9 protein-coding genes and 1 riboswitch are annotated in these 11,935 nt (G+C 49.5%); of the genes, 1 reads left to right on the top strand and 8 read right to left on the bottom strand.

All coding sequences use genetic code 11. The features are described 5' to 3' along the window. Positions 1-285: 285 nt before the first annotated feature. The 8 genes from DW800_RS02205 to DW800_RS02170 form a co-directional block, all read right to left on the bottom strand. Positions 286-1,839 carry a carboxypeptidase-like regulatory domain-containing protein gene (locus DW800_RS02205; protein WP_117703194.1) on the bottom strand — a complete coding sequence of 518 codons (1,554 nt, stop codon included), beginning with the start codon at positions 1,837-1,839 and terminating at the stop codon, positions 286-288. After that, positions 1,836-2,696 carry a FecR family protein gene (locus tag DW800_RS02200; protein WP_117703195.1) on the bottom strand — a complete coding sequence of 287 codons (861 nt, stop codon included), beginning with the start codon at positions 2,694-2,696 and terminating at the stop codon, positions 1,836-1,838. The genes DW800_RS02205 and DW800_RS02200 overlap by 4 nt, the downstream gene beginning before the upstream one ends. After that, a complete protein-coding gene (locus tag DW800_RS02195) occupies positions 2,693-3,244 on the bottom strand; it encodes an RNA polymerase sigma-70 factor (protein WP_009038152.1) in 552 nt (183 codons plus the stop codon). The genes DW800_RS02200 and DW800_RS02195 overlap by 4 nt, the downstream gene beginning before the upstream one ends. A 51-nt stretch (positions 3,245-3,295) precedes the next feature. Beyond that, on the bottom strand, positions 3,296-4,558 hold the full coding sequence (locus DW800_RS02190) for a carboxypeptidase-like regulatory domain-containing protein (protein WP_119957747.1): 1,263 nt from the start codon (positions 4,556-4,558) through the stop codon (positions 3,296-3,298). Positions 4,559-4,791: 233 nt separating this feature from the next. Next, complete coding sequence (locus tag DW800_RS02185) at positions 4,792-5,820, bottom strand: iron ABC transporter permease (protein WP_057097802.1); 1,029 nt, start codon at positions 5,818-5,820, stop codon at positions 4,792-4,794. Positions 5,821-5,901: 81 nt separating this feature from the next. Continuing rightward, complete coding sequence (locus DW800_RS02180) at positions 5,902-7,035, bottom strand: ABC transporter substrate-binding protein (protein WP_117703197.1); 1,134 nt, start codon at positions 7,033-7,035, stop codon at positions 5,902-5,904. Between the two features lie 5 nt (positions 7,036-7,040). Beyond that, the gene (locus DW800_RS02175; protein ID WP_005832675.1) at positions 7,041-8,141 is read right to left on the bottom strand and encodes a YncE family protein; all 1,101 of its coding nucleotides are present in this window, start codon (positions 8,139-8,141) and stop codon (positions 7,041-7,043) included. A gap of 53 nt (positions 8,142-8,194) precedes the next feature. Then, complete coding sequence (locus tag DW800_RS02170) at positions 8,195-10,210, bottom strand: TonB-dependent receptor plug domain-containing protein (protein WP_117703243.1); 2,016 nt, start codon at positions 10,208-10,210, stop codon at positions 8,195-8,197. A gap of 58 nt (positions 10,211-10,268) precedes the next feature. Further along, a riboswitch (cobalamin riboswitch) is annotated at positions 10,269-10,468 on the bottom strand. A 100-nt stretch (positions 10,469-10,568) separates the two neighbouring features. Between DW800_RS02170 and DW800_RS02165 the strand changes: the two genes are divergently transcribed. Then, positions 10,569-11,801, top strand: coding sequence for a Cof-type HAD-IIB family hydrolase (locus DW800_RS02165; protein WP_005831746.1), 1,233 nt, complete (start codon positions 10,569-10,571; stop codon positions 11,799-11,801). The last annotated feature ends 134 nt before the right edge of the window (positions 11,802-11,935 follow it).

Raw genomic sequence — 11,935 nt, 5'->3', positions numbered from 1 at the left:
GAAGATAAAAAACGTCCTGTGATAAAAATCATGGGACATTTTGATGTGTATCCGATTTTTATTGCTACTTTTATACCAAGACGAGAGACATTGACAGCAACTCACAGCAGAACGTAGAAATAGACAGGGTTGCCAAATCATTACCTCATTTTTACCTTATCCTCAGAACTGCTTGCTAATAAAGTGGTTATAAAAATCTTCCAGAATTACAATAAAAAAACAAAATAGAGATAATTTTAGTGTAGAATATACAACCTACCCACCGCAAACGATTGAGGGCCATGTTTACGGAGCTTCCGTCTGCTCTATCTTCAGGGAGACCTTCTCGATAATCTTTCCAAGCTCCTCTTCCAGCGGAATCACATTGAAGTCGCCCCAGAAATCGGCGTCATACTTGAAGTCGGTTTCAGAGAAGACGGTATGCACCGGCAACCGTTCCGCACGCGGGAAGCGCGTCACGTTCTCCCCGTCAATCCGGCAGGTCACCATCTCGAACCAGGTATACAGAGTGGGATTACTGAAGAGCATGCGTTTTCTCTTCATCTTGAAGTAAAGGTCGCCACGGATGTGGTGGACATAATAGGTACCGTTCCAGGGTTTGTATGAGACGGTATAGACAAGTTTCTCCGTTGTCAGCCTGATTTTCGGAGCCTGGCGTATCACGAAAAGCCGTGTGGCGGCCTTCACATACCGGGGATGAATTTCGAAGCGGGCACGCAGCAAGGCGCTGTTCTCCGAGTCTATATAGAGTTCTCCGCAGAACAAAGGCTCCTTTACCCCACGTTTCTGCTCAAAATAGACGACGTTGGCAGTACGGTCGTCCACCGATACGATGTCGCCCGAAGTATAGGTATAAAGTTCCTCGCCGGATTCCAGCAAGAGGAAGTCTGGAAGATTCTTCATGATGTCCAACTGCAGACATGCCTCCACCCCGGAGCTGATTTTGGCAAGCACACTGTCCGTCTGCTCCCGGTTATCTATCTTGCTCATCTTGAGCAGTTTCACCTGGTCTTTCTGTCCGGGTTCCATCGTCGGTGATTTGTAGACCTTGAAAACGGCCTCCGTCAGGCTCTGGAACTTGTTCTTCAGTTGTACACCTTCCCGGTAGAAGGTGGTCAGATAGACCGGAGAAGTGGAGCAGTTCCTATCCCGGTGCTCTATCATCTCGCGAAGCAGCTTTGTAGGCTCCACCAAGCGGATAAGCACTTCTTGCAAGGAAATGACTTTCGGCTCAAGGCTCAGGACATTGCTGCGTCCTTCCAAAGCAGAGGCTTCCACCGTTTGCCCCACATAACCCAGATGGGAGAAGGAGAGCATGCAGCGCCTCAACGAGTCGGGCAGGTTGAGCCGGAATTCACCGTTCTGGTTGGTAATGTTACCCAGTGAGGTTCCTTGTGCGATGACCGACGCACTGACGACGGGCTCTCCCGTCTCCTTGTCCAGCAGGATTCCGGCAATGGTGGAATATGCCGGTCGGGGCGGCAGGGGTACCGTTTCTTCCATACTCTTCCTTTCTGCCGCCCGTGTTATCAATATATGGTTGCCTAATACCTTCAATTCGAGGTTCCGGCTGCCGGTTATCCTATGAATGGCCTGCCTCACGGAACACTCCTGCTTCCTGACCCTCACCACTGAGTCGTTATGGATGACCTTACTATCATAGATAAACAGATAGCCGGACTGCTCCGAGACTTTCCCCAACAGCGCATAAACCGTTCCCTTCATTCCAGGCAGCCGGACGATGCGGTCCAGCACATCGCCTCCGTCCGCTCTTGCACTGCCTGCCAGAAAGAAAATGAAGAGTGGCAAATGGAGAATGAAGCATTTCATTGAATTCATCGTTCCGACAATATCAGTCTATTGCCCTGACGTGTACACTTCAAGTCGAACGTCCAGCATATCAGCTCGGCCACAGACTCCGGGGAGTTATTCGAAAAATCGACCGTCAGCCGCCGTTTGCCCAGGGTTGGCGACGAGGCTTCTATCTGCCAGCCGGCAGACTCCTTATTGATGGCACGCAGCACATCCTCCAGGCGCTCGTCCTTGAAACGGATGTTGCTGGTGTAGCGGTCAAAGAGCTCCGGATTCTCCGTCTCGCTGACGAGCAGACTGCCCCCCTGCAAGATAACCGTTTCTCCCGCCTCTACAAAGACCGTCTGTTCCTCTTGTTTCAGCAGCACCTTCACCTTCCCGCGCTTCACGGACAAGCTGAAGGGAACCCCTTCATTGCTCCTGACATTGAAAGCCGTGCCCAGTACCTCCACACGCACTCTCGCCGTCTCAATCGTAAAAGCCTGCTCGGGTTTCTTTGCCACATCGAAGAAGGCTTCACCCTGCAGGTTCACTTCCCGCTTGTCTTCCGCAAAATGTTCGGGATACTTCAGCGTGCTTTCCTGCACCAGATATACCACCGAACCGTCTTCAAGGGTCTTGACCAGTGTGGGCTTCTCCCGGTTCTCCTCCGTCAGCAAGCTACGGCTGTCCCCACCTTGTTCCGGTACGGCCCACCATGCGGCAAAACATACGATTCCGGCAATCACGGCTGCCGAAACGCTCCCCCACTTGAGGTAAAGCCTGCGGTGCGTTGCCGAAGCGTGTTCCGCATCTGCCGGCAGCAGGCAGTCCGTTTCGAAGCGGGCATAAAGCCGTACCCATGCCTCGTCGGTCCTTGTCTTCTTTTTATCTACTTCCATCATTGTGTCCGGATATAATTATCAATTTCATTTCGTAAGGTTCGGAGTACCTTGGTCATTTCCGCTTCCACCGTCTTGACGGACAACGAAAGCGACAAGGCAATCTCTGCATATTTCTTCCCCTCCATGCGGTGCATCCTGAAAATCTGCTGCCGGCGCCGGGGCTGCTTGTCGAGCGTATGCCGGATGAGGGTCTGAAGTTCCTCGTATTCCAAATGCGCGTGGGGGTCGGACGAATAGCCCGGCCCGGACTCCGTACGGACAGATGCCCGATAGCGCTCCTTGACCTCCTGATGCTCACAAAACTGCACGGCTTCATTCCTCACAGAACGGTAGAGATAGCTTTTCACGGACTGGAATACTTGTAACCGCTCCCGGTTCTTCCACAGCACGTAGAACAGCTCCTCCACAATTTCCTCGGCAGACGCCGTATCACCCGTGATGCCCGCAGCATACCAGCAAAGAGGGGAATAATACCGGCGGAAGATTCCTTCGAACGCCTTTATATCGCCCTCCTTTATTCTGGCCAGTATCATCAGTTCGTCCAGCATACACGGTGTTTTTTCTCGGTTGCTCCAAATATAAGGAAAACTATCAGATAATCAATTGGATTGTTTCCGCAATTTACTGACTGCATTCTCCAGGGATTCCGTAGGTTCTATGATATTGTAGTTCCTCCAGAAGTCTTCGTTCCAGTACTCATCCACCAGGTCGTAGAATACCTGCTTCCGTTTGAAGGTATTCTTGTTGGAGATGCCGGAGAGAGGGCTTTCCGTCCTGTCGGTCACCACCATTTCGGAGAAAGCGGTGTAGCTGGAGGAGAACAGTCTTTTTTTCCAGTCGCATTTAAAGCGGATGACATTCCGTATATAGTTCAAGTAAGTCTTGGTCCCCTGCTGCTTGTAGGTCACCAGATAGGCGACTTCCTGCGGGCGGAACCGCAAGCCGACGGGCTTCTTATGCAGAATGGCCTCCACTGCCTTCACCCGGTTTGCCATGTCCAGGCCAAACTCGGCACGTGTAAAGGAAAGCCGTTCGTAGTCTATATACAGTTTCCCGATGAACAAGGCATACATCAGACTGACCCGCGGACGAAAGCTGACTACATACTGCATGCGGTTATCCAGATTGACGGGGTCCTCCATACGGAATTCATAATAGTCCAGATTGTCCGTGCTCAACAGCGCATCGCCATTCTTCACAATGTCCAGATAAAGGGACAGATTAGGGCCTCCCACCACTTTCACAGCCAGCGTGTCACTCTGCTTTTGGCTCAGCAGGCGGCGGCCCTTCTGCAGCTGCACCTTGTCGCGGTCCACATCGCGAGAGTTATAATCCGTCTTATAGACATCCATCACTGCCTCGGACACGCTGATATAGCGGCGACGCTTCTGCACGGTTTCCCGATAGAAGGCGGTCAGCATGTTGTCATTGCCAGCATAGTTTACTGGAATTTTCTTGATGGCCTCTTCCACTATGACGCGGGGATTATTGCCATAGACCACAATCTCGCTCAAAAGATTGGGGGCCGGTATCATCCAGATGGTCAGCTCGCCCGTTTTTTCAAGTTCTTCCAGAGAGAGGTGTGTAGTGAGATAGCCGATATGGGAGACTTCCAGTCCACGGAAAGCTTCCGCTTCCGCTACTTTCAAGGAGAATGTGCCGTCGGCATTGGTCACCGTTCCGATATTGTTGCCGACAACAGAGACGTTCACGTTTTCGAGTTTCTTCCTGCTGTCCTTGTTCTTGACCGTACCGGTGATGACGAGCTCGTTCACTGCCGCGTCCTGCGCCATCAACGGGGTGATACCCGAAGATAAGAATGCAAACAAACACCCAAGTGTAAATCCTACAAAGTTTTTCATAAGGCATGTTTTTAAGGGGTTTCTATTAATAAGAGCGGTGAGAAAGATAAAACCCTATGGAATGGAGAGAAAAACACCAAAAAAGTAGTACGTTGATAATCAGAGAGAAATTTTGCCAAGACATTGCCATAGGTTTGGCAAAACTTTGCCATGCCTATGGCAAAAGTTTGCCAACGCGGTGGCAAAGTCTTGCCAATAGTAAGGCAAAACCTTGTCAAACTGTTGGCAATAGCTTAGTTGAATTGTTGGGGCTTCCGCTGGCTCAGAATAACGTAGATGATGACCGGCGCACCGATAATGGGCGTGACGGCATTCAAGGGGATAATACCCGCTTCGCCGGGCAAGACGCAAATCAGATTGCAAAGCAGTGCCACTGCACCGCCACTCAGGATGGTGACCGGCAATAGGGAATTGTGATTGGTTGTCCCCAATATCATGCGGGCCACATGCGGCACGGCCAGGCCGATAAAGGCGACCGGACCACAGAAGGCGGTGGTGACAGCCGTCAAGAGCCCGGTGATAATCAAAAGCCAGTTGCGCACACGGCGGATATTTACACCTAGATTTTCGGCATAGCGCTCTCCCAGCAACAAGGCGTTCAGGGGCTTTATCAACAATAATGAGCCGAACAGTCCCACAATGGTGACCAGCGCAAAGGCCGGCATCTGCTGTAGGGAAACTCCACCGAAGTTGCCCAGCCCCCATATCATATAGGACTGCACCCCCTCTGCCGTAGCAAAGAAGTTCAGCAGGGCAATGGCTGAAGAAGCGATGTAGCCTATCATGATACCCGTTATCAGCAGCATGATATTGCTCTTTATCAGCGTGGAAAAGAAAAGGATAAGTACCATAATCAGCATGGCTCCGATAAATGCGCCAAGCAGTACGGAGAAGAAGCCGGACAGACTGAACACCCCTGCCGTGATGCTGCCGCCAAACAGCAGCATGACGAAGGCCACTCCCAGACTTGCCCCGGCGTTGATGCCCAGAATGGATGGTCCTGCCAGCGGATTCTTGAAAGCCGTCTGCAACATCAGTCCGCAGACAGCCAATGCGCCACCGCAAAGCAGCGCCGTCAGCGCTTGGGGCAAACGGGATTCCCAAAGGATGAAGCTCCAGCTTGCCTTCTCCCCCTCTCCACCGAGCAGGATACGGAAAACATCGGCAGGCGGAATCGAAACCGACCCCACCAGCAGATTGCCCGCAAAAAGCAATAAGATTACTACTCCCAACCCGATACCATATTTCCAGCCTTTACTCATAGTTACATTATTTAGCACACAGAGACACGGAGGCACAGAGTTTTCTATTACTTTCACAAAAGTTCCGTATCTCTGTGTTCATCACTCCTTCAGTCTGCAAAAATAGCGCAAGCCTCCCAAATCTCCTATTTCGGGATGCAGAATCTGTATCAGGTCGGATAACAAATAATCGGGACGGAACGGAGTCTCCTCGTAGAAAGGAACTTTCGCCGTATTACAACCATAGACATTCCGGGTCTTGAAAGCCTTGAAACCGGTGTAGCCGATATAATCCGCCTCCAAATCAGCATAGCTCATGTCGCGGTCACGGTTGTACTTCACCAGCCAGACGTCGGCATCGCCCGCCTTGTCGAAAACGGTCTCGAAAGCCAGAGGAACAGAGCCGCTGTGGGTATCATCGGCAAAGGCGTAACGCCCGCAAGCATCCTGAAAAAGCCTTCCTATGGTGCTACGCCCTCCCGGCACGTACCATGCCGAGCCGCTTTTCAACTCACTGACAACGGAGAACGAGGTGGATGAAAGTTGCGCACGCATCTTGAGGCGTTGGTAACAACTGTCCACCTCAGCAAAAAGGTTGTCGGCTTGTGGCGCAACCCCGAAGAGCAATCCGTAGAAACGCATCCACTCGGCACGTCCCAAAGCGGAGGTTTCCATGTAGTCGGCACATTCGATGATGGGAATATCCAGTTTCTCGATACGGCCATAACCGCCACTGTTCTCGAACGGAGACAGAAGGATGGCATCGGGATGCAGGTCGATGATGCGCTCCATATCGGGATTCATACCGTCGCCACAATCGGCGATGGTGCCCCGGCGGCAGGCTTCGTGAACGGTGGGCAGTTTGATGTACTTCAAGTCGCAGACACCGCCGATGCTACCAAACACACCCAGATTATCCATCAGTCCGCAGTGGACGGAAGAGTAGATGACTGATTTGGAGAGCGGGGTACGTACCACAGTACCTGCCGGAAGATGTGCCGGGAGTTCGCGGTTTTTCGGAACCAGTATATAGGTATGTAGCGTGTGCAACGTATCCCAAGGATTGCGCAAGGTGGCAAGGGTATAGCCGGGATAGGACATTAAGGTAAGATTCTCTGCATAACGTAAGGGAATGGTGTCACCGTTGGCCAAAGCAGAGGCAGTCTTGCTCCTTCCCCCACAGGAGGAAAGAAACAGGACTGCGAACAGACAGATAAGTAAACTATTTCTTTTCATTGATATTAATTGAAGAAGATAGCAGAATTAGGATTCATACCTCCTGCATCGAACTGCTCTATAAAGGTACCGTCTTTCTTGAAACGATAAATGGTGCCGTTCGTGGTATATTCAGAAGTACCAATATAGAAATCACCGTTATTATCATTTACTTCCAACATATAAATCGTAGAAGTTTTCAACTTTTCCGGTATATCCTTCAAGAAAGAAGCTTCATCCATCTTTCCAGTCTTTATATTATAAGTAAAAAAAGAAGCGGTAGGATTGGTGTAATTTGAATAAGTCAAATAGAGAATATCATCAGTAGCACACATACGGGTGGCACTGCCTAATTCCGTCACCTTATTGTTGGCAGCAGGGTCTATCATCTGTAATGAATAGCCAATATCAACATAATTACCCCATGAAATCAAAAAAACCTTATCATCCTCTTCAACCAAAGCATTGGGGTTCAAACCTACCGTCAACGTCTCTTTCAACTTGAAAGTACGCAAATCTATCACCTTTACGTCATTGTGATAAGTGCTCCAATCAGCAGTACAGCTATTCGCCACATAAAGCATATCCTCGCAGATTGCCACACCTTCCAGATTGTCGCCAAGTCCGGTCAATTTATCCACTACCTCCAACGTTTTCGCATTGATTTTAGCTACAGCTCCTCCGTAGAAGGAAGCATAGATATATCCATCCTCAGCATCGATATAACGAATGCCTGCACTGAGGTCGTTGTCGTCTACAAACGAAACACGTTTCAACTCCACACCCGCAGCATTCAGCTTAGTCAGATAATTGGAACCACTTACAGCTATATATATTTCATCTTCATACTCAATCATACTCTGACCAAGGTCACCCAACTTGGCGTTGTTTTGAGTCTGGTAAATATCACTGATGAAATCCGCATCCTTATTGGGTGCATAAAAGGCAAGTCTTGCGTTATTAGCTCCCCAACCACCCTCATTCAGAATATAGACACGCGCCTGCGGCAGTGTCACCTTCGACCCGCCGTCATCCAGAGAATCGTCATCGTCGTCACTACAAGATGCCAAAGAGGCACCCAAAGCAAGCATGCAGAGCATACCGAATAATAAACTTCTTACTTTCATAATTACAGTTGTTATTGTTTATAATTAGTTTTTGTTGTTCATAAATAGATTATTCAAAACTTGAAAGTACCCGTCAACCGCCACGAACGACCCGGCATAGGATAATATTTTATCACGTCATACTGTTCATCGGTCAGATTTATAATCTCGGCCTGCAACAGAAGCCGGCAACCGCCCAAAGCAAACTCATGAGAGAGGCTCATCGTATGCTCCAGATAGCCCTCAATCTCATTCTCCGGAATGTTCTGCGACAAATAGTAACGCTTTCCCACTCCTACCGCCGAGTAGCCCACATTCACCCACGGCGTTTCTACAATGGCAGACGCGTTTCCGCTATGAAGAGGAGTATAAGGCAATTGGTCCTTATAGTTCTTCGCGTCGGAATCGGTCAAGTCAATGGCCTTTTGCCATGTATATCCGCCCGACATAATCAGTCTTATTTTCTCCGTCAATGGAACGGTTGCCGCCAAAGTGGCATCCACACCTGCGGCATGCACCTTACCGTAGTTCGCCATCTTCCACGCATAGGTGGTGGGAAAAGCCACAATCTTATCCGTCACATCATTATAGTAACCGTCGAGCGTAACGGAGATATAGTCGAACACAGACAATCCGGATTTGCTCCATGTGATACCGACATTATATTCGTCTGCCTTCTCGGGTCGCAGATTACGGTTGCCCAGCCGGTAGTAATAGAGGTCGTTGAAAGTGGGCAGACGGAACGTACTCTTATACATCAACCGGAAATACAGCGACTCGTCCTGCCAAGGCTGCATACTGACTGATAAAGAGGGGGCAAAGCGATGGAAGTCATCGGGGACCGTACCTTTCTCGGCATGCTCCGAAGTGGCGGTATGCACCAGCGAGGCCGTGGCCGTGAACCATCCTTGCCGGTAGCGTGCATTGAAGGCACTGATGGAAGTATATCTTGTGGGGAAAGGACATTCCGGCAAACTGTTGCGCAACTTGTTTATCACCCCGTCCTGCGCCAACGAAAGGGTCAAAGCTTCCAAAGGACGGTAGAGAACGGTCGCGGAAATATAATATTCGTCTTGCCGGTGATTTTCCCGATAATATCCGTCGGTATATTCCTTGCCCTCATCCTTATATTTGTTCCAGCCATGATTATACTTTGCCTGTGCCTGCAAACTCCACCGGGGCGAAAAATGCTTCCTATAACGTGCCTGCACAAAAGTATTCTCATCCCAAAGCGTTTCATCGGAAAGGGGATTATAGAGCGTAACCGCCCCTGGAAGTCCCCGGCGGGAATAGAAGTAATAACCCTTCACATCCAGTTCGCTGTCATCCTTGAAAGTATGATAAAAGGTAGCTTCGCCCTGCCAGGAATAGATGCCGGAGTTGTTACGTTTCTCTTCCGTCACGTATTTCCCATTGACCAGCGTGAAAGGGTAATTACCGTCTGCCCTCATATAACCGGCATCTACCGCCACGCGTGTACGGCAGCCCAGTTTCTGCCACCAGCGCAGCGAGGGGCTGACCATGCCGAACGACCCTCCGCGCACCCGTGCCTGAAAAGCGGCATTGCGCCCGTCATCAAAATGAGGTTTTTCCGTCTCTATGCCCAGCACACCGGCCGACGCATACAAGCGGGCGGACTGCAACAAGTCCTCCGACTGCCCGATGGCGAGCGAAAGCATGGAAACATTGTCCAGCGAAAAACGCCCGATATCTATCTGCCCTGCCTGACAATTACTCACCGCCACCCCGTCATAACTGACAGCTGTATGGGCTGCTCCCATATTGCGTATGGAAACCGTTTTCAGTCCTCCAATGCCTCCATAGTCCTTTACATTGGCTCCGGCAAAACGGCGTACAGCATCTGCCATATTCTGTATTCCCAGCTGGCTGATATCCTGCCGTGACATCGTCTGTATGGGTACGGCAGAAGTCACTTTATTGGGCGACCTGCGTGCTGTCACTGTCACTTTCTCTATCTGATGCACTTTCCCCGTAATCGTATCTCCCCCCACCTCCTGGGCAGAGAGCCGGAGTATACTTGCACCCAATGAAACAGCACAGACCAGTAATACCTTAGTCCTTCCTGACATAGAATAAATGAAGATTATCTTAAACCATTTGCGCACTGCCCACTTTCCTCGAATGGACAATTTTTCGACTTTGTTTTGCAGGTCTTCTGACTCGTTCCCGGTACATCGCCTTCCCGTTCTTCCCGAAGAACAGTGGCACAAGTATGATACACCGAGCATGGAACTCACAGCAGCGGGACTGTTCGGGACTTTCACCCGATTCCCTTTTCATCCGCTTCTCCGGATAGAGAACGCGGAACAAAACGTGGACAAAGATAGGATAAATAAAAGAAGTTTCAGTAAACAATAAAACGAATATTACCGTTTTAACAGTCATTTTTTTAACTTTGTAACATAATAACCCCAAAATCGAGTTGCCATGAAATATAAGTTATTGGTTCTTGATGTAGATGGAACGCTACTCAATGATGAAAGAGAAATTAGTAAAAGGACATTAGCTGCTCTGCTAAAGGTCCAGCAAATGGGAGTGCGCATAGTTTTGGCATCCGGTAGGCCGACTTATGGATTGATGCCACTGGCCAAAACCCTCGAACTCGGCAATTATGGAGGGTTTGTTCTCTCCTATAACGGTTGCCAGATAATAAAAGCACAGAACGGAGAAATATTGTTTGAACGACGCATCAATCCGGAAATGCTGCCTTATCTGGAAAAGAAAGCCCGCAAGAACGGCTTTGCCATCTTCACCTACCACGATGATACCCTCATTACGGATAGTCCGGACAATGAATATATAAAGAATGAAGCCCTGCTAAACAATTTGAAGATAATCAAGGAAGATGAATTCTCTACTGCCATAGACTTCGCACCTTGCAAGTGCATGCTGGTGAGTGACAAGGAAAAAGCTCTGATAGGGCTGGAACAACATTGGGAAAAACGCCTGGCAGGTACTCTGGATGCTTTCCGTTCCGAGCCTTACTTTTTAGAGGTGGTGCCCTGCGGAGTCAATAAAGCGAATACGTTAGGCGCCCTATTAGAGCATTTGGGAGTAACACGGGAAGAAGTCATTGCCGTTGGAGATGGCGTATGCGATGTGACCATGCTCCAATTGGCCGGCATGGGGGTAGCTATGGGACATTCACAAGATTCTGTAAAGGTCTGTGCAGACTATGTGACCGCATCGAATGAAGAAGATGGAGTGGCCCTGGCCGTAGAAAAACTAATATTGGCAGAAGTGCGTGCAGCAGAGGTGCCTCTTGATTTACTGAACGAACGGGCACGACACGCATTGATGGGAAACTTGGGCATTCAATACACATACGCTTCGGATGAGCGCGTAGAAGCAACCATGCCGGTCGACTACCGTACCCGCCAACCCTTCGGCATTCTGCATGGCGGTGCCACCCTTGCCTTGGCAGAAACCGTTGCCGGGCTCGGCTCCATGATTATCTGCGAACCTGATGAGATTGTCGTGGGAATGCAAGTCAGCGGAAATCATATTTCTTCTGCACACGAAGGAGATACCGTAAGGGCAGTGGCAACCATCGTTCATAAAGGGCGTTCATCCCATGTGTGGAATGTGGACGTATTTACTTCCACCAATAAACTGGTTTCCTCTATACGGGTAGTGAATAGTGTTATAAAGAAAAGATAAAATAACTGTTATAAACTACGTAATGTAAATGCATGAAAATCAAAAGGGAACGAGGGGGTTAACCAATTCCTCGGTTTTATCCTTACTTTTGTAAACTATATTAGAGAGTTATCCCGAACAACAAAAAGAAAACG

Origin of the sequence: Bacteroides sp. AM32-11AC (assembly GCF_003603515.1) — a bacterium.
Classification (GTDB): Bacteria; Bacteroidota; Bacteroidia; order Bacteroidales; family Bacteroidaceae; genus Bacteroides; species Bacteroides uniformis.
The sequence above is the reverse complement of the archived record's forward strand: the minus strand, read 5'-3'. Positions and strand labels throughout refer to the sequence as shown.

Excerpts from the sequence above, each read along its gene's own strand:
- DW800_RS02205 (WP_117703194.1), bottom strand. The coding sequence starts at position 1,839 with ATGAATTCAATGAAATGCTTCATTCTCCATTTGCCACTCTTCATTTTC.
- DW800_RS02195 (WP_009038152.1), bottom strand. The coding sequence starts at position 3,244 with ATGCTGGACGAACTGATGATACTGGCCAGAATAAAGGAGGGCGATATA.
- DW800_RS02180 (WP_117703197.1), bottom strand. The coding sequence starts at position 7,035 with ATGAAAAGAAATAGTTTACTTATCTGTCTGTTCGCAGTCCTGTTTCTT.
- DW800_RS02185 (WP_057097802.1), bottom strand. The coding sequence starts at position 5,820 with ATGAGTAAAGGCTGGAAATATGGTATCGGGTTGGGAGTAGTAATCTTA.
- DW800_RS02165 (WP_005831746.1), top strand. The coding sequence starts at position 10,569 with ATGAAATATAAGTTATTGGTTCTTGATGTAGATGGAACGCTACTCAAT.
- DW800_RS02170 (WP_117703243.1), bottom strand. The coding sequence starts at position 10,210 with ATGTCAGGAAGGACTAAGGTATTACTGGTCTGTGCTGTTTCATTGGGT.
- DW800_RS02175 (WP_005832675.1), bottom strand. The coding sequence starts at position 8,141 with ATGAAAGTAAGAAGTTTATTATTCGGTATGCTCTGCATGCTTGCTTTG.
- DW800_RS02200 (WP_117703195.1), bottom strand. The coding sequence starts at position 2,696 with ATGATGGAAGTAGATAAAAAGAAGACAAGGACCGACGAGGCATGGGTA.
- DW800_RS02190 (WP_119957747.1), bottom strand. The coding sequence starts at position 4,558 with ATGAAAAACTTTGTAGGATTTACACTTGGGTGTTTGTTTGCATTCTTA.